The organism is Veillonella parvula (genome assembly GCF_018378075.1).
Classification (GTDB): Bacteria; Bacillota; Negativicutes; order Veillonellales; family Veillonellaceae; genus Veillonella; species Veillonella parvula_K.
In genome coordinates, this window is the sequence record NZ_JAGZYE010000004.1 from 31,850 (window position 1) to 57,998 (window position 26,149).

Below are 26,149 nucleotides of genomic sequence, written 5' to 3' on the forward strand. Positions count from 1 at the left end.
TATTACGCAAGCTTATTATTACGCTTACGATTTCTAATTTCTTCCTCTTCAGCGCGAGCTTTTAAAGAAAGATCTCTTTCAGTCCCCACATAACGACCATATAATAAATAATAAGCAACTAGTGCAAGGAGCGCCACAACAACGGTTACATGGAACATACTAGTATAACCTACAACCTCTTTAACAGCGCCTAAAATATAGGGGCCAAAGCCTAGCCCCATGTCCAAGGCAATGAAGTATGTAGATGTGGCAACACCAATACGATGAACAGGTACTATTTTAACAGTAACAGCTTGTCCGTTGGACATAAATGTACCATATCCAAGACCAACAAACACAGCCGATAAAAGCACAAGCCATGTGGAGTGAGCGATGGATAATAAGAAAATACCAAGTGCTAAGGATACAAAACAAGGATAAAGAACAAAGTTTTCCCCTTTCATATCAAACACAATGCCAAGCAATGGTCTTGTTATAGTAATAACTACAGCATATACAACAAAGAAGAAGGTACCTGCCATAATAAGATCTAGGTCTTTTGTGTAGGCTGCCATAAAGCCAATAACACCAGAGTATGCAAAGCCGACTAGAATGGAAACAAGACTGATTGAATTCATCCGTGGTTCAATGTAGTCCGAGATTCTAATGCCCTTATGTGCTTCTGATTCGATACCAAGTTTAGGTTCATTAAATTTCATGATGACAGAGCCAATACCGCAAAGGATGATAAGTGCAACACAGAATGCGATGATAAAATCATAACCAAGACTATGAAGCATCAAGATACCTAAGAATGGCCCTACTGCAGCGGCGAGAGAGGTAGATAAGCCATAATAGTTAATCCCTTCCCCACGGCGTGACGTAGGAATAATAGCAGCTATGATAGTACTTGTAGCAGTAGATGTAATACCATAAGCAAAACCATTTAAGAAACGAACACTATCAAGCATTAGTAAATTAGGTGTGTAGAAATACATAGCCGTTGAAATCAAGTAAATCAATAACCCTAAATAGAGCATCTTGCGACACCCTAGGATACTGATAAACCGCCCTGCCAACAAACGGGCTACAACGGTGCCAATAATATATATACCAACAGCAAGTCCCGCTTGACTAGCCGTAGCATGAAGATTATCTTTTGCTACAACCGCAATAATAACGATTAATAAATAATAAATTAAAAATACTAAGAAATTAATCAAAGTATCAAGGACAAAGGATTTTGTCCACAAGGCCTCCTTAGCCTTATCCATATTATCAACTCCATTTTTTAAATTATTGTCAACCAGTTTGCGACAACGGTTAATTATAAACCTCTCATTATAAAAAACAAGAATTAAAATATTATATATCTCATCAATTTTATTTATAATAAACTACATATTCACAATAAATATGCATTAAATTCCATTTTAATATCTCATATATTTTTACGATATAAAAACACCTTCAATAGCGACAGATGAGACCAAAAGACCCAAAGCCAACTATTAAAGGTGCTACTTTAAATATTTATTTTGTTTTTAGACCACAAGCTTTGAAGAAATTCTTATACGCTTCAGCCTTTTTCGGTAGGCTCAACGGATAAGCACGTGATGTAGATGGCAAACGTGTCAATGTCAATTCCCGACCATTAAATACAAAAGGAATTGTTTCACCAGTTTTAGGTAATTTAACCTTTTCTGGTAAAAGGCTCAATAAAATCTCCGTAGCCTTGCCGCCTGTTGTACCAATATGCTTACAGTCAGGGATTTGCTCCAGTACGTCCGCAAGTGGAACTGGTTCAACGACCTTAAGAAATGCATCAGATGCATTCTCCTTTTCGCGAATAGCTTTCAAAACAGTAGGACAAGATGCAATTCCAGCTTCAGACAAAAAGGCTTTAATCTTCTCAGGATCCATCGCTTTTTCCTCACCATTTCTAAAATGATCCTTTTCATCAAAGAATACGAGGCCAAAAACACGCCACATATCATTTTGGAAATTTGGATAATGGAATTCCATAGCACGTTTTGATTGTTCTGGAGGAAATGTGCCCATCATCATGACTGTTGCCTTCTTTGGTAAGAATGGAGGGAATGGTCTTGTTTCAATTGTTTCTGCCATATAGCATCAACTCCTTTCACATTCTAATATGAACTTAATTTTCAATACAATATATGAGATATATCACACATTATAATCCAATTAGCTCCTATGTAAAAGCAACTAAAGAACTTATTAAAATATATCAACAGACTTACATTATCTATCATTATTGACCAATTGGTTGAGAAACCAAGGTATTAATATGATCAAAACCAACTGGTGTCGGAGATACGAGGTACAAGCAAATTACAGCAGCCACGGCAAAACCGATTGCCAAATAAGAGAAACTGCCATTTCGAGGGAATTCATACATACCAAAGAGGCGTATCCCTATAGCAGCACCGATGGCCGTAATTAAAGACGGTATAGAAAAAATGTTATAAAAGCCGAATACTACCATAAGGCCTGCATAGCCACCTACTACAGTAACCATAGGCAACATGCGATCCATTGGATTTGGAATAGATCGCGTAAGTGCAGCTGGATAATATGAAGCCTCTATGCCAAACATGCCTAAGAATATATTAAAACCAGCCCAAATGCTATCCCATACGTTTCTAAAAGCATCTCTATGCTTGCCGGCATACCATGCAAAGTCCGTAACGATTAAAATGGCTACGCCTACACAGACAAAGTAGAATTCACTAGGAATTTTAGGACCTATATAAGCACCTACAGCTGTTGCAACAGCACTCAAAATCGATGCTACTATTACGCGCTGTAAACGAGGTCGTTTATTTTCAGGAATGCGTTTATACACAGTAGCCAATAACTCTAAAACAAAGCAAGCCATAAAAACAGCAATGCCTGCAGCAGGAACAAAGAAAGCGCTCACCAAACTCAAAATAAAGGGAATGCACAAGCGCCATTTAGGGAATAAGACAAGATCTTTATAATCTAAACGAATATCTTGTGTTTCCATAGTGAAGTTGTTGTACACCACAAAGAGCAACATAAAGGCGATTACGTCAACCGCAGTTGCACCCCAAATCAATAAAGTTGGTACTACAACCATAGATAAGGCTACCCCAGAAAGGCGAGATAAACCAGCAGCCACTAAGCCCAGTAATAAAAACGGTGTTAAAGCAGATATAATTTCGAGCATAATATTCCTCCCATCATTGTATAAATTTAAGTATATAGTATCTACCACACTACATCAAGGAGAGATATATTTTTTCATAGCTAGACGCTTTCGCACAGCAGAGGTAGAGCAACCCATCGCCTGTGCAATCTTTGCAACTCCATAACCTTGAGCACGGAGTTTTTTAATCTTATTTTCGTCTAGATCAAGAGTATTTGCCCTTATTTCTATACCTTGCTCTCGCAAATAAATTGCCACTGTAGAACCACGTATCCCATAAGCTAGGCCAATGTCATCTGTACTCATGTGATGATGAATATATAAATAAGCCATCTCCTCTACGCGCATAGGCTTTCGAACTTTAGGAAGTAAGCAATTCCCCATATGCCGCAATACATGGTGAACTTTCCATCGCGATATACCATACATACGAGCAATGGCATCTGTACTATTTCCACTTTTATAAGCCCTACATATACGTACTACATCTATAGAGACGTTTTTATTTGATTGCTGACAAGCCAATCCATATTCTTTCAAGCGATTCGCTATCGTCGTAATAGACACATCATAACGCTTTGCTAATGAATGGAGCGACCACTTACCGGTCTCATACAAAGCTTGTACATGGACCATATTGATTTCTTTCTTCAGAGGCCTCCGTTCGATATCGTACGCTTTCATACGGCGCATGATGGTATCAACACTACATTGAAAATAATCCGCCACATCGCGAACGCTCCATTGCTTCTCTATATATAATTGGTACAACAACTGTTTTGGTATAACACGCACATTTCGATACATAATTTTACCTTTCCTTATAAACGAACTCCTTCCCCTATTATTGTGAAAGTTTCACTAGGAAAAAACAATAAAAAAGAGGTTCCTAATAGTCACATAGGTGACCAATAGGAACCTCTTTCAATATGTAATTATATGCCCCACATTATGATATGTGACAGTATGGTTGCTATACCACATCAGTGCACAATCCATTATTATTTATATTCCAATAAAACCATAATTGGTTTATACACTTATAAATAGATTACTTCATTAACGGTATCTACGTTCAAGAGCTTTAGGTTTACTTAAAATGATGAACCATTTCATGCCCTCTTTTAAAGCATGATTAGATTTACGACCGCGAGTTGAAGTCGCAGCTAGAGCAGTAGGCGCAGTTGTAATGCCTACATTTTCAATAAGAACTTGCCCCTCTTTAGCTACTTTATCTCGTTTAAACTCAGCTAGTCTTTCACTTAAGGTCGGCCCCGTAACAGCTTCTCTATCTAAGCGAGTCTTACTGGTAGTATAACTTGGAGTGCTACTGGAACTTTTCATTGATAAGGCTTCAATATCTCGTTGAGCTGCTGCAGCCTCTTCATTGAAATGTATGTCCTCCATAGTTTTCGATGGTGCTTCTGGTTGCTGATTTACAATCGGTTTATCTTCATAAGAGTCCCGATAAAAGTCATCAACCTTAGACAAATCATCCATAGACGGTTCATCTACCTTGCGTTCTATGGAGATGCCATATTCGCGCTCCATATCTTCCCAAGTTCCGCCACTAGAGCTTTCATACTCATCATACTCTTCAGACTCTTCAGTATTCTTATTTTTTATAATGGAAAAAGCAATGTACGCTATGATACCTAAAACAAAGATTGGATTATGCGAAAAGATGGATAGCACTGAAGACAAAATAGAGTCCATAGCTACTCCTATTCACCATCTGCTAAGTTTTCACGCATTTTAGTGTCTGCAATAATATTGTTCATATTGTAGTAATCCATAACGCCAAGATTACCATTTCTGAAAGCTTCTGCCAATGCTTTAGGGACTTCAGCTTGTGCTTCCACAACCTTAGCTTGCATGTCTTGTGTTTTAGCACGCATTTCTTGTTCTGTAGCAACAGCCATTGCACGACGTTCTTCCGCACGAGCTTGAGCGATTTTCTTATCCGCTTCCGCTTGGTCAGTTTGCAATTGAGCGCCAATGTTACGTCCCACGTCTACGTCAGCGATATCGATGGACAAGATTTCGAATGCAGTACCCGCATCAAGGCCTTTACCCAATACAGTACGGGAAATGTGATCTGGATTTTCCAATACATCTGTATGTTCTTCAGAGGAACCTACGGTCGTAACGATACCTTCACCTACGCGGGCAATAATTGTAGCCTCACCAGCACCACCAACGAGGCGATCGATATTAGCACGTACAGTTACACGAGCACGAACTTTCAATTCGATACCATTTTTTGCTACTGCAGAGATAATTGGAGTTTCAATAACCTTAGGATTAACGGACATTTGAACCGCTTCCAATACATCACGACCTGCGAGGTCGATAGCTGCGGAACGTTCAAAGGTCAATGGAATAGATGCCCGTTCAGCGGCAATCAAAGCGTCTACAACGCGGTCAACGTCACCACCAGCTAGGTAATGCGCTTCCAACTGATTTACATTCACATCAAGACCAGCTTTATTAGCTTTAATCAAAGGCATTACGATTTGAGACGGATTTACACGACGTAAGCGCATACCTACAAGTGTAAAGATACCTACGTTAACGCCCGCTGCTAGAGCAGATACCCAAAGCCCTAATGGCACAACATATAAGAATACCATAATACCAATCAGCAAAATGGGAATCAAAATTAAAATACCTACATCCATAATAACCTCCATTATTTACAACGATGTTGCGAAAGCTTAATCTCGCTTTCTAACAATATTGCGGCCACCTACAACGCGAAGTACCACAATAGGTGAACCGGCATCGATGAAGTCACCTTCGGTCACAACATCTACCAAATTACCATTAATTTTAGCAATACCTGCAGGGCGTAGTGTTGTATGAGCTACGCCTTCCTTGCCAGCCAAATCTTCTAATACATCATTAGATATATAACCAGCTTTTGTCGTAGATCGTTGCCCTAAAGTAAACAATTTGCCTATCCAAGTCTTTTCAAAGTGATTAAAGAACACGATGATAATGACAATTAACAAGGCTGTTAATCCTAGTACGGCATACAATGCTACCGTACCTTCCCCAAGAGCTACATAAACGCCCCAAAGGAATGCGCAATAACCGATAAGACCTAAAATACCGCCTGGTACTACGAGTTCTACAGCCATCAAGGAAACACCGATAGCCATCCATATTAAAAACTCCATAGGCCCTCCTCTCTATAATTAATTTTATGCAACTTATATGTTCATTATACAATATTGAGGATAAATTATAAAGACACTAAATAAAAACGACTACTTTCACAGATACAATCTGATTCAGTAGTCGTTTATTATATTGAATACAAGTCAATTTACTTTAATCTCAAGGTTCTATGCCAAGAGCTCGAAGTCGTATAAGGTTATACTTCTGTTTTTTTCAATTGGTCGTTGCCAACGCCTGTTTTTTGAAGGATCAATAAGCAAATGCTCATCGCCATACCTACTACAGTAGCAAGCCCCATCCCTTTTAACACTACAGGTCCAACAGCAAGTTCTGCGCCGCTAAGACCTACTACAAGGATAACGGATGTAAGAATCATATTAACAGGGTTTGTATAATCCACCTTACGTTCTACAAGCATGCGCAAACCGGATGCTGCAATGATACCGAACAAGAGAATAGATACACCACCCATAACTGGTACTGGAATAGCATGAATAAGAGCTGCTACTTTACCTACAAAGGAGATAATCATCGCAAGAACTGCAGCACCACCAATTACCCATACGCTAAAGCAACGAGTAATAGCGAGGACACCGATATTTTCACCGTATGTCGTATTTGGTGTAGCACCAAAGAAACCAGAAAGGATGTTCGCAAGACCATCACCAAGTAAAGAACGTTGTAAACCTGGTTCTTTCATCAAGTCTTTTGATACGATATTACTAGTTACAACTAAGTGACCTACGTGCTCAGCAAATACTACAAAGAGTGCTGGCATAATCATAATAATGGCATTAATATCAAATACAGGCATGCCATAGAACTGTGGTAAAGAGAACCAAGGAGCAGCCTCTACACCAGAGAAATCAACAACGCCCATGAAGGCAGACAAGATATAGCCGGAAACAACTCCAATCAAAACAGGGATTACAGCTAAGAAGCCACGGAACACAACAGTACCAAGCAAGGTAACAACTAAGGAAAACATAGAGATAAAAATAGCTTGGCTGTGGCTCATGCCTAAATCTTGATTGCCAATAAGGCCAGACATACTCATCGCTACTGGCGCTAATTCCAATCCGATAATAGCTACGATAGCCCCCATCGCTGCTGGAGGGAATAACTTATCAATCCAACGAGTACCAATATAACGAACGAGAATAGATAAAATCACAAAGGATAGACCAAATACAACGAAGGCCCCCTTTGCGGCCTCATAACCGAGACCTGCAGATAATACGCCTGCTACAGGAGCAATGAAAGCAAAGCTAGATCCGAGATATGCAGGGATTTTACCTTTACAAACAAATAAATACAGTAATGTACCGATACCATTCATAAATAAAGCTGTTGCCGGATCTACTTTTAACAAATATGGTACCAATACAGTAGAACCAAACATAGCAAATAAATGTTGGAAACTAAGTGGCAACATTCGACCCCAGGACGGGCGTTCTTGGATATCAATATAATCCTTCATTTTTTCTCCTCACACACAATACAAGTACGTTGTATTTATACAGCACCTCTTAAGAGATGCTATATAAATCCACACTAAATATATTCACCTTATACTACATAAGTTAAATATCAACGTTCAGACCTAGATCTTCTACGAGTAGGCTTTTTAGTCTCTCTCGGTCTAAATGGACCAGGCATTTCCGTTTTTTGAGTACTCTTAGGAGCAGCCGGTTTGAATCGGCTTTGCGTTTCCTCGCGTAAAGATGGCAAAGCCTCAGCAGTACCAACTTGTTTTACACCTTCTACATTGCGACGACCAACGCTAGCTAACAAGCCTATAGCCATAAAGTTCATCAACAATGAGGAACCACCATAACTAATAAATGGCAAAGGTACACCTGTTACAGGCATAATGCCACAAACCATGGCGATGTTAAACAAGGCCTGACCACTGATAAGCAATGTTATTCCCATTGCTAACCATTTCCCGAATTCATCACGAGCCTTATTAGAAATGCGGAACCCAAAATAGGTAAAAGCTGCAATCAGAACGACAACAAACACTGCACCAATGAAGCCCATTTCTTGCGCCCATACAGCAAAAGCAAAGTCCGTGTGTGCTTCTGGTAAGTAAAAATACTTTGATGTACCTTGCATAAAGCCTTCGCCTAAAATGCCACCAGAACCTACAGCCAACAAGCCTTGAACGGTTTGATACCCCATATCCTGTGCATGAGGCCAAGGATCAAACCAAGATTGAATACGTTCCCAACGATATGGCGACATACGAGCTGCAATAAAGCCAAGAAATCCAGCTATCGCAAAAGCTCCGCCAAAGAATTTTCCATCAAAACCCGCTAAATAGATGAGCACAAATGAAAAGCCAAAAATCAATACGGTAGTGCCCATATCTGGTTGCAAGATTGTTAAGCCTGCAAATATAGTTGGCCATATTAACATTGGCAACATATAACTTATACGTTCACTAAAATAACCTTGTAAATTAATGAGTGGGTTAATATGCCTTGGTTTTCCCCATTTTCGCATAGTACTCAATTTAGCCGCTGTCCATATCAAGGCCGCTAATTTCGCAAATTCTGAAGGTTGAATCGATACAGGACCAATAACAATCCAACGACGCGCACCATTAATGACAGCACCAATCACAAGAACCAAAATCATACCAATTAATGTAACAATCATAATTCTTTGCAACATGTGAGGCTTCTGTAACTGACGGTAATCATAACGATACAAAATAACGCCTACCGCCATAGACAAAAGCAAGAATGTCATGTGCTTTAAAAAGTAGCCTAATAATCCTGTATTTTCATAGATAGAGCTGATATAAGTAGCACTAAAGATATTTACACTACCTATAATTGTAATGAGAAGAATAGGTAAGAGCATACCTTGTAAGTCATTTTTAAAGAGTGAGCCCCACCGACTATCCCCCTTATTCGGTGTTTCCATGTTAAGCCTCCTTTTGTACTTTTGGCTTAATTGCTTCTAAGCGGAAAATAGGTTGACCTTTTTCACTAAATTTTTCTTCATATTCAGTCTTTACATTTGGAAGGTCCGTACTATGTAAATCATACGTTACATTTTTAAGCTCCCAACCACATTCTTTGAATTCTTCGAGAGAAAACATAAACAATCCTTCATTATCCGTCTTGAAGTGGACTTCACCACCATCTTTCAAAAGACGAGCATAACGATCGAGGAATGTGTGATATGTAAGGCGGCGTTTTGCATGTTTCGCCTTAGGCCAGGGATCACAGAAGTTAATATAGAAACGATCAACTTCACCTGGTGCTACTATCTCTTCAATACCTGCGATATCAAATAAAGATACCTTTGCATTGTTCCGCTCCCCTTCAAAGATTTTTTGTGCTGCATAATAAATAACCCCCAGCTGCACTTCAAAACCTACGAAGTTAGCATTTGGATACGCTTCAGACATCCCCGCAATAAAGCGACCTTTCCCCGTCCCTAGTTCCATATATAATGGGTACTCAGGATGTTCAAATAATTCACACCACTTGCCTTTATACGCTTCTTGGCCAGACAAAATAATATGAGAGTCATATTCGTGGATAGCTTCATCAATCCATGGTTTTCTACGAAGGCGCATACTTTCTCCTTACATCTATTTTTAAAAATATGTTTATATTTATTTATATTTATTATTACAGGTCATATACCTATCTTATTAATTATAGAAAAGGGGACATTAAACGTCAATTACATTCTATGGATTTAACCCTAATCAATGGAACTGTGAACGTAAAAGCCATAAGAAAAGACCTACTTCCGAAAGAAGTAGGTCTACATTTTATTGGAAAATCATAGCTTCTAAGTTTTCAATTTGATATTGACTTAGGCCAAGTTCAGATAAACTCTTTTCAGCTGCAGTGAAAAGATTATTTTTACCAACTCGAGTACCTAATGCTGCCGCAGCGACCAATTCACGGTCCAATTTACCTAGACGTGAACGATTACGATTTTGAGGTTTTGGTTTTTTCATACGGAACGTATTATATTGAACCCCCTCTTTTGCTTCCTCAGCTTTCGGCTTTGTTAAAGGTGCCCCATTAGTGCCATTCCCCAATAAAGCACTAAGTCCTGTTTGCTTTGGTACCAATTTTTCGTACTCATCGCCAAACTCAGGGCGTTCATCACGTAATTGATCAAATGTAGCTAAAGCAGCATTCATTTGTTTCAAGCCCGCAGCAGAGTAAAGCTGACGAATGGCAATACTCACCTCTTGCGGCGTCAACGTGCCTCGCTCAATAGCAGATGCAATTACACTCTTTAATGCACCTTGATCACCAGACGCAGTATAGCGGCCGATTTCAACCAAGTCTTTCTGACGTGCATTAAGCTCTTTTGGCGTATATATATTTATCTCAGATATAGATGGTGCCTGTTTAGAAGGTTGTTCTCCCGCCCCATTAGCCTCAAACATATAGCCACCGGCAACGATGGCCACGGCTAATGTTAAGGTTAATACTCTTTTCAAAGTCTTACAATCTCCCTTATCATTAATACTAATTGTATAATACTGCAATAGTAGCGTATATTATCAATGGATTTATTTTACTGTTCTACTGTAATACATACTGTAGATATTATTATATAATACTTCATCTAATTTTTATAGTCCTATTCGAAAAAAATCTATAATTTTTTAATAAATTATATATATTTATCTATAAAAATTATATATTTATAAACCACACTTAACAATACATCAAAATGCACCTCTACTATTTTATCAAAGAGATTAATGACTATCGTAACATACTAATATTCCTTACAACTATAATTTTCTACCATTTCGGTTTATGATCCATTAGAAAAATAGAATCATTAAAATTATATAGCCGTTCCAAAGAACGCAAAAAGGCGGTACAACCAAATGGTTGTACCGCCTTGATTCATCAATTATTCAGCAGTGAATGGCAATAAAGCGATTGCACGTGCACGTTTGATAGCTGTAGTCAATTTGCGTTGATGTTTTGCGCAAGTACCGGAAATACGACGAGGTAAGATTTTACCACGTTCAGTCGTAAAACGACGAAGTTTAGCAACATCTTTATAGTCGATTTGATCGATATGGTCTGCACAGAAAACGCATACTTTTCTTCTTGGCTTTCTGCCTCTATCTCTTCTCATTGCGAATCCTCCTTTTCGAATTAGTAGGAGTCCCTGACACTAGAACGGGATGTTTTCGTCATCGCCGCCTGTACTGAAACTATCAAAATTGGAGCCACCTTCAAAAGAATTAGTATTCATATCAAGGGATTGGCCCACAAAGTTCGCCACCACTTCAGTAACGTACCGTTTTTGACCATCCTGAGTCTCGTAGGAACGAGTTTGCAAACGACCCTCTACAAAGCAACGACTGCCTTTACGAAGATTGCCTGCCGCTTCACCAAGTTTGCCCCATGCAACACAGTTGATGAAAGCAGTTTGTTCTTTCGTCTCATTTGTTGTGGAATCAATATAGGTATTTGTGGCAGCTACTGTGAAAGTTGCTACCGCACGACCAGTTTTGGTATAGCGTACTTCAGGATCACGAGCTAAATTACCTAGAATTTGTACAGAGTTCATGTTTTCCTCCAGGCTTTAATTATGCTTCGTGTTTAACAATTAGATGTCTTAGGACTTCATCGTTGATTTTCAATACACGATCGATTTCTTTGATTTCAGCAGGAGCTGCCTCAAAGTTGATCAATACATAGAAACCGTCAGTGAATTTCTTCACCGCGTAAGCAAGACGACGCTTGCCCCAACGATCTACCTTTTCTACTGTGCCGCCTACACGAGCAATTAAAGCTTCTACTTTTTCAATAACAGCGTTAGTTGCTTCCTCTTCAGCTGGTTTCACAATAAACATGACTTCGTATTTGTTCATACAAAATCACCTCCTCTTTCGGACTAATGCCCCTATCGACACATAGGGGTAGGAAGTGCTTACCATCAATAAGCCTTACTATTATAACCTAAAAAAATGATGAAAGCAAGGGCTCAGTTTAAGTCCTTGCTTTCACCAATATTATATACGATTATATTTTTCATCCTCAGGAAAAGCAATAATAGCACAGATAATTACAAATATGGCTATTACCCCCATCATAGGATAGGCCGTATCATTTGGTAAGAAGGTAAGTATCAACGATGACACAATACCACTACCATATTGCATGGCACCTAATAGTGCCGCCCCAGATCCAGCCATTCTACCTGCTCTATCTAAAGCTAATGCATTAGTTACAGCAGCAATGATACCGTTCATAGAGAAGAATAAAAAACAGCCAATAACGATTAGCCACAATGAATGGTAATCTAAGAACATCAAGCCCATAACAATGGATACACAAACAGCAGCAAATAGTGTGGCATATTTCAATAGTCTATCAAGGCGTATAGCACTTACAATACGACGATTAATAGCACTTAACAACATAACACCAATAATATTGACAGAAAAGAGATAACCAAAATATTCTTTGGGCACTTCATACACATCTATATATACATAAGGCGATCCCGTTAAAAACGCATAAATGGCAATATAAAATGAGCTAACACATAGGGTATATTTCATAAACCCTTTATTGCGTAATAAAATCCAATAATTATTATAGGTATGGCCTATAGACTTTTTGCTCCTCTTCTCTACGGGATGTGTTTCCGGAAGCACTAATACGGCAACGAGCATTAAAAGCCCTATACCAACAAGCAACCAGAATATAGAATGCCATGTATACCATACAAGTAAATGTCCGGCTAACATTGGGCCTGCTATAGGCGCTATAGCCATAACAATGGCCAATGTAGACAACATTTTAGCCGCCTCAGTCCGACCATATAAGTCACGGATCATAGCCCGTGATAGCATCGGTCCTACACAGGCACCAAATGCCTGAAACACACGCCAAGCCAATAACTCCATCATAGAGGAACTCAAGGCACAACCTGCAGAACCAATAATAAATAAAACTATCCCTATAATCAGCGGCTTCTTACGACCAATTTTATCACTAACGGCGCCCCAAAAAAGCTGAGCTAGCGCAAACCCAATTAAGAAACCCGTCAACGTAAGCTCCGCATCACCATTGAGGTCACGCCCCATCTCAGGCATAGCTGGCAAATAAATATCCGTTGACAACGATGTAAACGCCATCAAAGCACTTAATATAGACGTAAAAAGCCATCCCTTATTGCTAATCGTCAGCATAAAGACACCACTTTCATATAAAACCGCACTATAATATGTATTTATTTAGATTATATCAGAAATAAAATTAATGCTATATAAAGTTTTGATTTTTTCAATAAAAAAGCGTAGTAAAATACTACGCAAAAATTGGTCTATAGTAATATCACTCTTTGCACTATTCAAATAGTATAAAGACAAAAGCCTAACGCAACAGAGTATACAAAATACTCGCACGCTAGGCAATCCTAAAAAATGTTTATAAGATGAGCCTAACGCTACCACACGTCGATGGCTCTCTTTTTATTTATTATACAACATAAATAGAATTTCTTAAAGGAATTATATGATAAATGGCTCTTTATCATTAACGACATAAACATTTCTATTAGGCAGTATTCTCTTTAGTTTTTCAGGGATATCAGTATGAACCGGAATAACAATATCAGGATCAACCATTTCTATGAACTGAACTAAATCGTCCTTTGAGACATGACCACTGGCATGACATATATAAGATGGATATGTATCTAACAATTCTTTCAATGCTAAATTCTCCTCAATATATCCTGTCCACATGGAATATATAATACGTACATCATCTTTAGGGAACTCTTTAATTTTAGAAATAAAATTTTCTGTCCCTCTTACTAAGGATACAAATCCATGTTCCATATAGTATTTAGGATACCTTCCTTTATCAATAACTAATGGGCTATCATGTCTACGATACAAAGAACTTTCATAATATACATTATTAATCACAGTATCTAATATTCTTTTCTGATAAGCATCACAAATGAGTACTTTATTAGTTGGCATATTCTGCCAAATCCCCATAATACGGTCAATATTCGTAGAGGAACACATAACAAAAACATATTTTCCATCTTGAATATAAGAAGAAATATCGTCTAATACAGCTACTTCAGCTATAGGGTCATTGGCATCTCTAGATAATGAAGTTCCTTCTGTAATTAATACATCAACCTCACCTATATAGGTCTTAACTAACTTCTCTAATACATGTTGACGCAGCCCATGCATCCGGAAATCACCTGTATATAAAATGTGTTTACCTTCAGCCTCAATAACAAACATATAACTATCAGCGGCACTATGGTCAATAACCAAAGGCCTAATCCGTATATCACCAATAGTGAAAGCCTCTCCCCCACGAAATGTATTAACACCTAATAAGCGCAAGTATAAACCTCTATCTTGATACTCAGCACCTATTAGCGCGATTTCCTTACTTAATTCACCCATATATAATGGAATTTCTGATAGTGCAGAGGTTAGTTGGCCTAAGTGATCCATATGATAATGAGAAATCACAATACCGTCACAATCCAGCTTTCCTTTTGTAACGCCTTCTATATCCAGATTTATAGGTGTGTACTTTTCATCTAAACTTAATTCATTACCAAAATCTAACATAATGCGAGTAGATGCTGTACTAATTTCTATAGCACTACCACCAATCTGATGAGTGCCACGGTGTATAACTACATTCATACTTAACCTTTACCAGTAATCGTTAGCAACGTTTCTGCTCGATAAGAGCGATCTAATTCTGAAGACCACTTTTGCACATTTTTTAAAGGGACAGCTTTATCTATATCTTCTGTTCTAAGGACAACGAATCGAATTTGTTTCAATTTAGACTCTTGTTTTAATATAGCCTCACATAAAGCTCGTAGATTTTTTCTTTTACTTGGATTAATTAATTCCTGACACTCTTTATACTGTTGTGACACAACAGTTTTGGACGGATAGTTAGGTTTATCCACTACCACTGGATCAATACGAAGCAACAAATTAGTCTCTGCCCCACCATCATCATCTGTACAAGATTTTTCATCAAATAAAATTACTAATTCAGACTTATCAGTGTGCTTATATTTAGGTAATTCTTTCTTTAGAGCCTTTATGCCAGCGTGATCAACATCAGCCTTAATCTGTTTTAAATCAAGCAACTTATAATATGTATAAGCTTCTAAAATACAGCGTAGTAAAGTTTCCTCACTACCAGATGGATGATATTTTAATTCAATTACAGAATAACATTCGTCATCAGTGTTATAGCCTAATAAGTCTATTTTTCCGTAAGAATCATTTTTAGTCTCCTTTAATGGTGTTTGATAATCAAAGATATAGCCTAATCCGTCAACCTCACGTTGATAAAACAACAATTTCGCTAAAATTTCTTCTTTACGATTTGTGCCTTGCAGCTTGTTCATATCTACTATTTCGGAAGGCGAATGATTGGTATCAAAATGATTAGATCGTACTGGCTTTAAGTCTGTCCATGCACTTAAAAGATTTTTTGATAAAAGAGTACTGGCAATAACTTCACTATAGCGGTTTTTGTCCGCTTGCGACGTTCCTTGTACATAGCCTTTATAATTTACAATAGATGCCTTATAAAAGTTTGCCACAAATCTTTTTATATCCCCATCGTTATCTCTTTGCTTTACTTTTTTTATATTAACAGTATCTTCTGTTGTATCGTTCTTAGGTTGCCCAAAAAGGGTTTCAAACTCATCAAATTTATCTTTTCGATTAATACCTTTACAAATAAATTCATATACCTCTTTAGACTTTAACATTATAAATGCCTCCCTTAATAGCAATTTACCTCACTGCACATAACTACTAAAACTACCCCATATCATACACAATAGATCAATGTATTATTATAAATTCATTATATCAACTGTCTTTTTATGAGTAAATAATGAAGAAATTAAATTCTATGCGAATACTATCTTCCTATATTTCTACTTTAATACAATCAACGAGTAATAAATTCCTCATATTATAATCTTTTATACTAAAATTATTTACACTATTTAGATTAAGAAAAAATTCTATAGAAAATCCTTGCGTCATTATTCTATATAATTTACTATATATAGAGAAATCTGATTATAAAAAGGAGTCATCATGGCTAATATCAATGAAAACTACTTAAACCTTCAAGGTTCTTATTTATTTGCTAATATTGCTAAAAAGGTAAATGAATACCAAACTGCTCATCCAGATGCAGATATTATTCGTCTTGGTATCGGCGATGTTACATTACCTCTTGCTCCAGCAATTATCGATGCTATGAGTAAAGCTGTTCAAGAAATGGGAAAAGCGGAAACATTCCGAGGTTATGGCCCTGAACAAGGTTATGATTTCTTACGTCAAGCTATTGTTGATGGCGATTACAAACCATTAGGCGTAGATATCGCTATTGACGAAGTATTCGTTTCCGATGGTGCAAAATCTGACGTTGGTAATATCCAAGAGTTATTCAGCGAAGATAACATCATTGCTATCACAGATCCTGTGTACCCAGTATACTTAGACTCCAACGTTATGGGTGGTCGTACTGGCGAAGCCGTAGATGGCATCTTCCAAAAGGTTGTATACCTCCCTACTTACGCAGAAAATAACTTCTCTCCAGAATTTCCTTCTGAACGTGTAGACATCGTATACCTTTGCTCACCTAACAATCCAACCGGTACTGTTTTGAGCCGTGCTCGTTTAGCAGAATGGATCAAATGGTGTAAAGATAATGATGCCATTTTGATGTTTGACTCCGCTTACGAAGCTTTCATCAGCACAGAAGATACTGTAAAATCTATCTACGAAATCGAAGGTGCTCGAGAAGTAGCTATCGAGTTCCGTTCCTTCTCCAAAACTGCAGGTTTCACTGGTACACGTTGTGCTTATGCAGTAGTACCTAAAGAGGTCACTGGCAAAACTAAATCTGGTGAAAGCCAACCGCTAAACCCTATGTGGAACCGTCGTCAATGTACTAAATTCAATGGTGTTCCTTACATCATCCAACGTGGTGCAGAAGCAGTATACACAAAAGAAGGCCGTGAACAAACACGTGCAAACATTGCGTACTATAAAGAAAATGCCCGCATCATCAAAGAAGGTCTTGAATCTATCGGCCTTACTGTATACGGCGGTGTGGACGCTCCATACATTTGGCTAAAAACACCTGGCAACATGACTAGCTGGGAATTATTCGACATCTTGCTCGAACAAGTTCAAATCGTATCTACACCAGGCTCTGGCTTTGGCCCTCATGGTGAAGGTTACCTTCGTTTGACAGCATTCGGTAGCCGTGAAAATACAATTCGTGCCGTGGAAAGAATCAAAACATTACAATTCTAATATAATTATGTCTATATTTAGGTTTAGATTTATATCTTGATTTAGATTTAGATTACATTTAATTTGAGACATCTGATTGAAAGTAGTTTATATCTATAAAACTAAAAGACCGATTACAGTCCTTCAATAGGAATGTAGTCGGTCTTTTTATATACCCTTACATATATGAATATTTAATTCTAGTATTCCTTAACACTATAGTACTAACAAATAACATCCCCATATTATTTGTGTCCGCTATATTTACCATTAATTAAAAGTTATGACGAATCCCTGCGTCAATGCGATAGGAATTGTCTATGATAGCACCAAAGTTTTTAGTGAAAGTCCCATAAATATATGTATTAGGACGTACGCTCCATGAACCACCTAACTCAACATCTAGCCATGTATCTTTAAGATTCACTTCACTGCCTGTAGTTGGCTCACCGGTCATGCTATAAGTAGCTTTCATTTTACCAGAGAATTCATGCGCTAATGCTGCTTTGAGGAAGAGGTTGCTATTCTTACTTTCCTTGCCAATGCCTACACCGATACGACCAATAACGGAGTTTACCGCATCAGAGTTAATGTGCACTGTGCTACCTGTATTTGTACTAGCATCGAAGCTTACACCAGACAAGCGACTAAGCGTCAATTCTGCGTTAGGATCGATATAGAAACCATTGTCTTTCTTAATCCGTTTACCATATTCAACGCTCAAAGAGGTACCTGTATTGCGGTAATCTCCGCTCAAGCTTGTACCCAAGCTATTGCGCACAGTGAAATCATTTTTCAAACGACTTAATTTACCAATCACATCGAAGTAACGACCATCATTGTATTGTTTTGCACCGTATAATGCTAAACCTGCGGTTTTACCGGATCCAGTACCTAGAGCGTAATCGCTATTGCTTGTACCATATAACAACGCTCCACCAATAGTCCAATCGCCGTACAATGTATCATAGCCTACTTGCGCCATGTTATAGGTTTGATTTACATAGGCGCTGTCCGTAATTTTAGATTTACCACCGATGTATTTCCCCCATACACCATGCTTATTGGAGTTAAGTCGCACATCACCGAGGCGACGTTGTAAATCATTCGTATCAGCTCTCATTTGCATCACAGAGGAGGCTAACGCACTCTTAGCACCAGAAACAGCTTCGCTTTCACGAGCTGTCACAACCGCTTGGTCAGTAATACTAGGTTTCCCATCAACAGTAAAGCTATCTGTACCGAGTTTAGTAGAATATGCAGGACTAATAATGCCTGAATCGACTTGAACATTTACATCTAAATTACGCTCACCCTTAGTAAAGCCAGCGTATGTTAATTTATTAGCCAACTGCTGCAAAGTACCTCGTGGGTTATCTACATTTACAGACCCTTTAAGTGCATCTGCCGAACTGCGCATAGTCACAGAAGACCCTTTATCAGCATAGTTGATAACGACTTCGCCCTTACCTTGTGCAGTCGCAGGGGCTCCCTTTTCATAGTCGATAGCTGCATGACCAGCATAGTTGTTAATAGTAATAGGTCGTGGATCTACGGCTTGGATAATACCTTGACTATTTATATCTTTACCACCAATAAAATGTTCTACACGACTACCAGTATATAAATAGTTTGCATTATTAGGACGACCTTGTGTAGGATATACGCGTTCAGCTCCTAACCATTCATTGCGCCAAGTCGCACCATTTTGTAAGTACAATCGTAGACCACCATGGTACGGATTATTGTTGCTTTCATCAAATTCATTCAACACACCACCTACCAATTTAGAATTTGGTGTTGTTAAACCTAAAGAAATTTCAGATCCATGATTATGTGGGTTCTTTTCAATACCATAGTTTTTATCTAAGAATCCTATATTACCGTACATCTTCACATCATTAGTTCCCGGATGTAAACCATCCATACTTGTATTTACATAAACAAAACCTTCTTCAGATAATGCAGAGTAGGTATCGGATGTGTCTAACGGATATGTTTTTACATCGGCCCCTCCTAGTATGCGAATATATCCATCTTTATTGGCTTGTAAGCCAACGCCAACAGCATCGACTTTAGCATTTCCTTTTATGGTGACTCGAGTATCATCGTTATTACCATCACTAGTAAGTCCACCATAACCAGCATAGATCCCGCTCATATAATAATGTGCCAAATCAGGTCTACGTTTCGCACCACTTTCAGCAGGCGCTGGATTTTTAACTGTTACAGTTACATTTTTATCAATAGCAACTTGTGTCCCATCAAGGGCATAAATACCTGTAACATTATTATGATATTTTGTACCATTTACACCCAAGCCTGATACATTAACAGTTAAGTCATCTGTATAATGTCTCTTTTCACCCCACAAGTTAAGACCAATGGATTTCCCATCTGTATGACTTTCCACAGTTGTGGCTGATACCATGGTAAAAGCATTAGCACCTGTTACGATTAATGCAGCAATAACAGCAGCTTTTACATTTCTTCTCATGTTATACCTCCTTAACACTTCAACTATGAACATAACTAACTAACATAACCAATTTAATTGTATCTAGATTCAGGGTATATGTGTCAATTTCTACTCATATGATTTTTTATTTGTCCCCTATAACAACACGCTATGTATCGATATAGTTGTGCACAAATTACTTGTTTAAATTAAATATGAATTATTCTCTATACCATCTAATAAATTCTATAGAAAAATATTAAAAGCTATTAATTTTATGCTATAATAAATATGTTAATTATTAAATTTCAACTTATATAGGAGGCTAATATGAATATTCGTATTGGTATCGTTGGTTACGGCAACTTAGCTCGTGGCGTAGAAGCATCTGTTCAGTTACAACCTGATATGGAGCTCATCGGCGTATTTTCTCGCCGTCAAGGTATTGAAACTGTATCTGGTGTACCTACTTACACGATGGAAGATATTCCTAACTTTAAAGGCAAAATCGATGTAATGGTTCTTTGCGGTGGTTCTGCAACAGATCTTATCGAACAAACACCAATGGTAACAAAATACTTTAACTGTATCGATTCCTTCGATACACATGCACGTATTCCTGAACACTTCGCTAATGTAGACAAAGTAGCTAAAGAGGCCAAAACTGCTACATTAATTTCTTGTGGTTGGGATCCAGGCATGTTCTCTTTGCAACGCGTTTACGCGGAAGCAATCTTGCCAAAAGGTAAATCCTACACATTCTGGGGCCGCGGTGTATCCCAAGGCCATTCCGATGCCATTCGCCGTATCGATGGTGTTCTTGACGCTCGTCAATACACTGTTCCTAAAGAACAATACCTAGAAGCTATCCGTAACGGCGAAACTCCAGATGTTGATGGCTATAAAGGTCACCTTCGTGAGTGCTACGTAGTAGCTGCTCCTGATGCAGACAAAGCTAAAATTGAAAACGAAATCAAAACTATGGAAAACTACTTCGTAGGTTACGAAACTGTAGTTAACTTCATTTCCCAAGAAGAACTTGATCGCGACCATAAAGGCATTCCACATGGTGGCTTCGTTCTTCGCTCTGGTGAAAGTACAAAAGGCACACGTCACGTTATCGAGTACTCTTTGAAACTTGACTCTAACCCTGAATTCACAGGCTCTGCACTTGTTGCTTACGCTCGTGGTCTCTACCGACTTGCTAAACACGGCGGCACAGGTTGCTATACAGTATTCGACATTCCACCAGCTTGGATTTCCACACAATCTGCTGAAGAATTAAGAGCACATTCTCTATAATAGAGCGAGGTCCTCATCGACTTAATAGATGAGGGCCTTTTTTATACCAAAAAATACTATCAGAAACTCTATTACCGGATATTTTCTACATATTTTAACTTTATAATATTCTTCTATATGTACATAAAAATTAGGAATTAGAAGTTTATTTTTTTTAATGCTAGGATAAGTTTATTTAATTTATATCCATCATGGAGGTGCCGTATGAAACTGAAAAATTTTATACACAATAGTCTTATAGCAGGATTATTAATATGTCCTCTACTATTTGCCGGTTGTACTAATTCTGTTGGTCCAAACGATAAACCCAACGATAATATAAAAGTCGTTACAGATTTAACCGGTACAGACGTATCTATGAAGAAAGAAATTAATCGTATCGCTATCGTCCCTATCCCTTGGGCCTCTATTGTATATGCAGTTGATGGTAGCGATAAAAAAATAGTAGGTATCCATCCATCAGCTAAAAAGTCATATGAAGCCAGTATATTTAAGACGTTAGCGCCTGATTTAGAAAATGTTAATTCATCATTTGTAGACAACAATTTCAATGTTAATTTTGAAGAAGTTGCTAAGTTAAAGCCTGATGTCGTCATCATTTGGGATTATCAACCAGAGGTAGCAAAAAAACTTAAAGAGCTAGGTATACCTGCTGTATCCATAAAGTATGGAACATTGGATGATATTCAAAACGGAATTCGTCTGTTAGGCAAGATTCTAGATAAACCAGAACAAGCTGAAGCCTTAATCTCATACCATAAAGATTCAGAAGCATATTTTAAACAAAAAAATGCTTCTGCGTTACCAAATAAGCCAAAAGTATTATATTTGCAAAATAAGAATCTAACTGTCGCAGGTAACGAATCAGTCAATCAACTCATGATTACTATGACAGGTGGTGAAAATGCCGCAAAAGATACAAAAGGTAGCTGGACTAAAGTCTCAATGGAAGAAATCATGACCTGGAATCCAGATATAATTATATTAAGCAACTTTGATTCTATTACACCTGATGATATTTATCAGGATAAGCTTGAAGGTCAAAATTGGAGTAACATAAAAGCTGTAAAAAACCATCGAGTTTATAAAGCACCTATGGGAATCTATCGTTGGGATGCACCTAATGTGGAAACACCATTAATGATGAAATGGATGGGACAACTCATTCAACCTGATACTTTTAATGACTATATATTACGTGACGATTTAAAACAGTTTTACAATACCTTCTACCATTACAGTCTCACGGATAGTGAAATTAATACCATCTTAAATATTTCTATAAATAACACTCCCACATTTTAACTAAGGAGTAATTATGAAATCTCAAAATAAATATCTAGTTATATTTTTCTGCCTTTTAGTATTTCTCGCTCTTACTGTATTAATATCCTTAATGACTGGGCGATATATGCTAATGCCCACACAAGTTATAAATATTTTATCAAACGGAAACTCTGCAGCTGCATTTGATATGGAATCAGCCGTAATTTGGAATCTTCGTATTCCTCGAATTTTACTAAACATACTTGTCGGTGGAGCTCTTGCAATAGCTGGAACCGTTTTTCAAGGTATTTTCAGAAATCCATTAGTCAGTCCGGATATATTAGGTGTCAGTTCTGGTGCAGCCTTCGGCGCTGCACTGGGAATATTAATTTCCGGTATAAATATATACGCTACGGGATTTGCACTTATCTTTGGTATTGCCAGTGTTTGCCTCACATATAGTCTAGCTCGCCTAAGAAATCAAATCACATCATTATCACTGGTTTTATCAGGAATGATTGTTTCTGCTATTTTCGGAGCATTGATAGCTTTAATTAAATATATAGCTGATCCATATGACAAATTACCGGCAATCACATATTGGTTAATGGGTAGTTTTTCTACAGCTTCCTACGAAAATGTTTCACTCGTCTCTATTCCTATCATCTTTGGATGCGCTGTGCTATACTTTTTACGTTGGAAAATCAACATTCTCTCTATGGGAGATGAGGAAGCTACAGCACTTGGGGTGAACCCTTTTAAGTTACGCCTAATTATCATTGCTATGGCCACGTTAATAACTGCAGCCTGCGTAACTATCACAGGAATTATCGGTTGGGTAGGACTTGTCATTCCACATATTTGTCGCATGTTAATAGGTGTAGATCATCAGAAACTACTTCCTATCTCCATCATTGTCGGAGCTATTTTCATGATTATCGTGGATTTAATCGCACGCTCAGCTATTGCTGCAGAAATACCAATAGGAATAATCACCGCCTTAGTAGGGGCCCCATTCTTTGCTTGTCTTTTTTACCGAACACGAGGTGATTGGAAATGATTTTTGAATTGAGAAACGGCTCATTTGCTTATAATAAAAAAGATTATATTTTCAAAGACATTTCTTTCACAATAAAATCGGGCGAAATATTGACTATTTTAGGCAGGAACGGGATTGGAAAAACAACATTAGTAAAATGTATCTCCCGTATACAGCAGTTGCAAGAAGGCAACATATACATAAATAATAAACTAGTTAGTCCACATGATAATGCTCCTATTGGCTATGTTCCGCAAGCAAGAGAATTATCATTTCCTTATACGGTAGAAGAAATCGTATTAATGGGACGCAGTAGACATATTGGTATGTTTTCTGTACCTACAGATAAAGACTATGAAATAGTCCACTCTGTCCTAAAAAGAATAGGTATTTCCTCACTCGCTTCCAAAACAGCATCAAGCTTAAGTGGAGGTCAGTTGCAATTGGCATTTATTGCCAGAGCACTAGCGAGTGAACCGCAACTGCTCATTATGGACGAACCAGAATCACATTTAGATTTTAAAAATCAGTATACCATGCTTTCACTTATTCGAAACATCGTAGATGAATCTAATCTTGCTTGCATTATGAACACACATTATCCTGATCATGCACTTCAAATATCTGATAAAACTTTAATGCTAAAACCTAATAACTATATTTTAGGTACCACCAAGAATACTGTAACAGAAAATAATCTGAATGATTTCTTTGATGTTCGTACCAAAATCATTGTAGGAAAAGAGGATAATAAATCCTATTCAGGGTTTATAGTACTTGGCACTAAAGAATGATAAAGTTCTTTTACAATTATATATGATATTCATTCAATAAAATTTTTAACGAAACTTACAGAACGTGCTTTCGATAATCTACAAATATAAAATAGTTACAATGCCGCTAATTAAAAGAGACCATCTTAAGATGGTCTCTTTTTTGTCCTATAAGTCTATTTTTACTCTTACTTAATACCAACGTGTTAACGGCAGCTCGTTCGTAACACCTTTTGTCATCAGAATTTGATGCAAGTCCATATTACCGATGTAGAAACCTGCCGCACATCCACAAAGATACAGATCCCACATGCGTACGAATTCACTGCCTCGTTTCGCTTCTACTCGCTCACGGACGCCTTGGAAATTGTTATACCAATGCATTAGAGTCTTATAATAGTGATACCGTAAACTTTCAATATCAATGACATTCATATCATAGTCATAAGCGAGGCTGACCATTTCGCGGAGGGACGGCAAACATCCGCCCGGGAAGATATATTTACGAATCCAAGCACTTGTTTCCTTTTCAGAGGGATCACTAATATAGTGAAGCAGGAACAAACCTCCGTCTTTAAGCATATCCGATGCGTCCTCCATATACAGAGGAAAATTAGGCCGACCTACATGTTCAAGCATGCCGATGCTGACAATACGGTCAAAGGTACGTCCGGAAGCTGCTACGTCGCGATAATCTATAAGTTCAATCTCAACCTGTCCTTCAAGGCCATATTCTTTAATGCGTTCCTGTCCTTTTTTCCATTGTTCTTCGGAAAGAGTACACCCATAGCCCTTAACACCGTATTTACGAGCCGCTTCAATGAGAAGGAATCCCCATCCGCAACCGATATCAAGTAAAGTCATTCCCTCTTTTAAATACAATTTATCAAGAATATGATGAACCTTTTGATATTGCGCATCTTTGAGACTATCATTCTCATGCTTAAAATACGCACAGGAATAGCTCATGGTTTCATCGAGCCACAATTTATAGAATTCATTGCCTAAATCATAATGGGAAGATACTTGTTGTTTTTGATCTTTCTTTTTAAGACCCGCATTAAAGAGCGAGCTAAGTACCTTACGATTGATAGAGTCCTTACCTACATGACCAAGGACTACACAAAGGGCTTTAAACAAATCCCCTTCAATTTCGATATCTTTACGCATATACGCTTCACCGAGGGCGAGTTCTGCGGATATTAACAAATCTTTCTTGGGAATATCGCGATTAACGATGACGGTAAACTCGGATTCTCCGTCACCGATTGTATATTCATTATCTCCAATTTTTACGGTGAAACAATGATCATTGAAACGTTCTAAATAATGGACTAAGAAACTATCAAATAGCTTGGAAAACATACTGAACTTCCTTTCCTATTAGCTTTCACTATATAGGTTTAAAAATATATACATTAACATGATTGGATACATTCCATACCCTATTAATATATACACCTATAAATTATATCAATATAGTTACGGCGAATAAAAATCTATATTAATCCTATATTTTAATATGAACTTATCACATTATTTAAGTAATATATTTAACTCTATTTATATTATAGCACTTTGAAATAATCTATTTTATATTTATAGAGTAACT

General features: G+C 37.7%; 24 protein-coding genes. 5 read left to right on the top strand and 19 right to left on the bottom strand.

Annotated elements, in window-relative coordinates:
- Positions 1-2 precede the first annotated feature (2 nt).
- The 17 genes from KH286_RS04930 to KH286_RS05010 form a co-directional block, all read right to left on the bottom strand.
- Entirely contained in the window at positions 3-1,289 is a 1,287-nt protein-coding gene (locus tag KH286_RS04930; protein WP_155086384.1) for an MFS transporter, read from the bottom strand.
- A 223-nt stretch (positions 1,290-1,512) separates the two neighbouring features.
- Positions 1,513-2,106: a hypothetical protein gene (locus tag KH286_RS04935; RefSeq protein WP_004693754.1), complete on the bottom strand. Its 594-nt coding sequence runs from the start codon at positions 2,104-2,106 to the stop codon at positions 1,513-1,515.
- Positions 2,107-2,254: 148 nt separating this feature from the next.
- Complete coding sequence (locus KH286_RS04940) at positions 2,255-3,193, bottom strand: hypothetical protein (RefSeq protein WP_004697985.1); 939 nt, start codon at positions 3,191-3,193, stop codon at positions 2,255-2,257.
- A gap of 54 nt (positions 3,194-3,247) precedes the next feature.
- Positions 3,248-3,979 (bottom strand): hypothetical protein, encoded by a 732-nt coding sequence (locus KH286_RS04945; protein ID WP_004697991.1) that lies wholly within the window; start codon positions 3,977-3,979, stop codon positions 3,248-3,250.
- 252 nt (positions 3,980-4,231) lie between these two features.
- Positions 4,232-4,888 carry a hypothetical protein gene (locus KH286_RS04950; RefSeq protein ID WP_004697973.1) on the bottom strand — a complete coding sequence of 219 codons (657 nt, stop codon included), beginning with the start codon at positions 4,886-4,888 and terminating at the stop codon, positions 4,232-4,234.
- An 8-nt stretch (positions 4,889-4,896) separates the two neighbouring features.
- The gene (floA, locus tag KH286_RS04955) at positions 4,897-5,853 is read right to left on the bottom strand and encodes a flotillin-like protein FloA (protein WP_004693762.1); all 957 of its coding nucleotides are present in this window, start codon (positions 5,851-5,853) and stop codon (positions 4,897-4,899) included.
- A 36-nt stretch (positions 5,854-5,889) separates the two neighbouring features.
- Positions 5,890-6,354, bottom strand: a complete 465-nt coding sequence (locus KH286_RS04960) for an NfeD family protein (protein ID WP_118091020.1) — start codon at positions 6,352-6,354, stop codon at positions 5,890-5,892.
- Positions 6,355-6,551: 197 nt separating this feature from the next.
- Positions 6,552-7,835 carry a uracil permease gene (gene uraA, locus KH286_RS04965; protein ID WP_004698003.1) on the bottom strand — a complete coding sequence of 428 codons (1,284 nt, stop codon included), beginning with the start codon at positions 7,833-7,835 and terminating at the stop codon, positions 6,552-6,554.
- A 110-nt stretch (positions 7,836-7,945) separates the two neighbouring features.
- Positions 7,946-9,289 carry an FtsW/RodA/SpoVE family cell cycle protein gene (locus KH286_RS04970; protein WP_004697970.1) on the bottom strand — a complete coding sequence of 448 codons (1,344 nt, stop codon included), beginning with the start codon at positions 9,287-9,289 and terminating at the stop codon, positions 7,946-7,948.
- Between the two features lies 1 nt (position 9,290).
- Complete coding sequence (gene trmB, locus KH286_RS04975; RefSeq protein ID WP_004697974.1) at positions 9,291-9,950, bottom strand: tRNA (guanosine(46)-N7)-methyltransferase TrmB; 660 nt, start codon at positions 9,948-9,950, stop codon at positions 9,291-9,293.
- 201 nt (positions 9,951-10,151) lie between these two features.
- Positions 10,152-10,838, bottom strand: a complete 687-nt coding sequence (locus KH286_RS04980; RefSeq protein WP_004697971.1) for a carboxymuconolactone decarboxylase family protein — start codon at positions 10,836-10,838, stop codon at positions 10,152-10,154.
- A gap of 425 nt (positions 10,839-11,263) precedes the next feature.
- Complete coding sequence (rpsR, locus tag KH286_RS04985; protein WP_004697977.1) at positions 11,264-11,494, bottom strand: 30S ribosomal protein S18; 231 nt, start codon at positions 11,492-11,494, stop codon at positions 11,264-11,266.
- Between the two features lie 39 nt (positions 11,495-11,533).
- The gene (locus KH286_RS04990) at positions 11,534-11,932 is read right to left on the bottom strand and encodes a single-stranded DNA-binding protein (RefSeq protein ID WP_004693797.1); all 399 of its coding nucleotides are present in this window, start codon (positions 11,930-11,932) and stop codon (positions 11,534-11,536) included.
- A gap of 19 nt (positions 11,933-11,951) precedes the next feature.
- Entirely contained in the window at positions 11,952-12,236 is a 285-nt protein-coding gene (gene rpsF, locus KH286_RS04995) for a 30S ribosomal protein S6 (protein WP_004693799.1), read from the bottom strand.
- 141 nt (positions 12,237-12,377) lie between these two features.
- A complete protein-coding gene (locus KH286_RS05000; RefSeq protein WP_004698001.1) occupies positions 12,378-13,562 on the bottom strand; it encodes a multidrug effflux MFS transporter in 1,185 nt (394 codons plus the stop codon).
- 321 nt (positions 13,563-13,883) lie between these two features.
- A complete protein-coding gene (locus KH286_RS05005; RefSeq protein WP_278617710.1) occupies positions 13,884-15,059 on the bottom strand; it encodes an MBL fold metallo-hydrolase in 1,176 nt (391 codons plus the stop codon).
- Between the two features lie 2 nt (positions 15,060-15,061).
- On the bottom strand, positions 15,062-16,153 hold the full coding sequence (locus KH286_RS05010; protein ID WP_080563434.1) for a hypothetical protein: 1,092 nt from the start codon (positions 16,151-16,153) through the stop codon (positions 15,062-15,064).
- Between the two features lie 337 nt (positions 16,154-16,490).
- On the opposite strand from KH286_RS05010, the gene KH286_RS05015 reads away from it, so the two are divergent.
- Complete coding sequence (locus KH286_RS05015; protein ID WP_227037761.1) at positions 16,491-17,720, top strand: LL-diaminopimelate aminotransferase; 1,230 nt, start codon at positions 16,491-16,493, stop codon at positions 17,718-17,720.
- A 253-nt stretch (positions 17,721-17,973) separates the two neighbouring features.
- Here KH286_RS05015 and KH286_RS05020 read toward each other — a convergent pair whose 3' ends face one another.
- Positions 17,974-20,196, bottom strand: coding sequence for an autotransporter outer membrane beta-barrel domain-containing protein (locus tag KH286_RS05020; RefSeq protein ID WP_278617711.1), 2,223 nt, complete (start codon positions 20,194-20,196; stop codon positions 17,974-17,976).
- Positions 20,197-20,487: 291 nt separating this feature from the next.
- Between KH286_RS05020 and KH286_RS05025 the strand changes: the two genes are divergently transcribed.
- The 4 genes from KH286_RS05025 (at position 20,488) to KH286_RS05040 (ending at position 24,558) form a co-directional block, all read left to right on the top strand.
- A complete protein-coding gene (locus tag KH286_RS05025; protein ID WP_004698002.1) occupies positions 20,488-21,459 on the top strand; it encodes a diaminopimelate dehydrogenase in 972 nt (323 codons plus the stop codon).
- Positions 21,460-21,663: 204 nt separating this feature from the next.
- Complete coding sequence (locus KH286_RS05030) at positions 21,664-22,764, top strand: ABC transporter substrate-binding protein (RefSeq protein WP_004697978.1); 1,101 nt, start codon at positions 21,664-21,666, stop codon at positions 22,762-22,764.
- Between the two features lie 13 nt (positions 22,765-22,777).
- Positions 22,778-23,785 carry a FecCD family ABC transporter permease gene (locus KH286_RS05035; protein WP_024062076.1) on the top strand — a complete coding sequence of 336 codons (1,008 nt, stop codon included), beginning with the start codon at positions 22,778-22,780 and terminating at the stop codon, positions 23,783-23,785.
- Positions 23,782-24,558, top strand: a complete 777-nt coding sequence (locus tag KH286_RS05040; RefSeq protein ID WP_004698005.1) for an ABC transporter ATP-binding protein — start codon at positions 23,782-23,784, stop codon at positions 24,556-24,558. The genes KH286_RS05035 and KH286_RS05040 overlap by 4 nt, the downstream gene beginning before the upstream one ends.
- Positions 24,559-24,729: 171 nt before the next feature.
- Here the strand turns inward: KH286_RS05040 and KH286_RS05045 are convergent, their stop codons facing one another.
- Positions 24,730-25,902: an SAM-dependent methyltransferase gene (locus KH286_RS05045; protein ID WP_008602884.1), complete on the bottom strand. Its 1,173-nt coding sequence runs from the start codon at positions 25,900-25,902 to the stop codon at positions 24,730-24,732.
- Positions 25,903-26,149 lie beyond the last annotated feature (247 nt).

Coding starts and splice junctions, on each gene's coding strand:
- KH286_RS05030 (WP_004697978.1), top strand. CDS start 21,664: ATGAAACTGAAAAATTTTATACACAATAGTCTTATAGCAGGATTATTA.
- KH286_RS04970 (WP_004697970.1), bottom strand. CDS start 9,289: ATGGAAACACCGAATAAGGGGGATAGTCGGTGGGGCTCACTCTTTAAA.
- KH286_RS04940 (WP_004697985.1), bottom strand. CDS start 3,193: ATGCTCGAAATTATATCTGCTTTAACACCGTTTTTATTACTGGGCTTA.
- trmB (WP_004697974.1), bottom strand. CDS start 9,950: ATGCGCCTTCGTAGAAAACCATGGATTGATGAAGCTATCCACGAATAT.
- KH286_RS04945 (WP_004697991.1), bottom strand. CDS start 3,979: ATGTATCGAAATGTGCGTGTTATACCAAAACAGTTGTTGTACCAATTA.
- KH286_RS05020 (WP_278617711.1), bottom strand. CDS start 20,196: ATGAGAAGAAATGTAAAAGCTGCTGTTATTGCTGCATTAATCGTAACA.
- KH286_RS04960 (WP_118091020.1), bottom strand. CDS start 6,354: ATGGAGTTTTTAATATGGATGGCTATCGGTGTTTCCTTGATGGCTGTA.
- KH286_RS05025 (WP_004698002.1), top strand. CDS start 20,488: ATGAATATTCGTATTGGTATCGTTGGTTACGGCAACTTAGCTCGTGGC.
- KH286_RS05010 (WP_080563434.1), bottom strand. CDS start 16,153: ATGTTAAAGTCTAAAGAGGTATATGAATTTATTTGTAAAGGTATTAAT.
- KH286_RS05000 (WP_004698001.1), bottom strand. CDS start 13,562: ATGCTGACGATTAGCAATAAGGGATGGCTTTTTACGTCTATATTAAGT.
- KH286_RS04935 (WP_004693754.1), bottom strand. CDS start 2,106: ATGGCAGAAACAATTGAAACAAGACCATTCCCTCCATTCTTACCAAAG.
- rpsR (WP_004697977.1), bottom strand. CDS start 11,494: ATGAGAAGAGATAGAGGCAGAAAGCCAAGAAGAAAAGTATGCGTTTTC.
- KH286_RS05045 (WP_008602884.1), bottom strand. CDS start 25,902: ATGTTTTCCAAGCTATTTGATAGTTTCTTAGTCCATTATTTAGAACGT.
- rpsF (WP_004693799.1), bottom strand. CDS start 12,236: ATGAACAAATACGAAGTCATGTTTATTGTGAAACCAGCTGAAGAGGAA.
- KH286_RS05040 (WP_004698005.1), top strand. CDS start 23,782: ATGATTTTTGAATTGAGAAACGGCTCATTTGCTTATAATAAAAAAGAT.
- KH286_RS04990 (WP_004693797.1), bottom strand. CDS start 11,932: ATGAACTCTGTACAAATTCTAGGTAATTTAGCTCGTGATCCTGAAGTA.
- KH286_RS05035 (WP_024062076.1), top strand. CDS start 22,778: ATGAAATCTCAAAATAAATATCTAGTTATATTTTTCTGCCTTTTAGTA.
- KH286_RS04950 (WP_004697973.1), bottom strand. CDS start 4,888: ATGGACTCTATTTTGTCTTCAGTGCTATCCATCTTTTCGCATAATCCA.
- KH286_RS05005 (WP_278617710.1), bottom strand. CDS start 15,059: ATGAATGTAGTTATACACCGTGGCACTCATCAGATTGGTGGTAGTGCT.
- uraA (WP_004698003.1), bottom strand. CDS start 7,835: ATGAAGGATTATATTGATATCCAAGAACGCCCGTCCTGGGGTCGAATG.
- floA (WP_004693762.1), bottom strand. CDS start 5,853: ATGGATGTAGGTATTTTAATTTTGATTCCCATTTTGCTGATTGGTATT.
- KH286_RS05015 (WP_227037761.1), top strand. CDS start 16,491: ATGGCTAATATCAATGAAAACTACTTAAACCTTCAAGGTTCTTATTTA.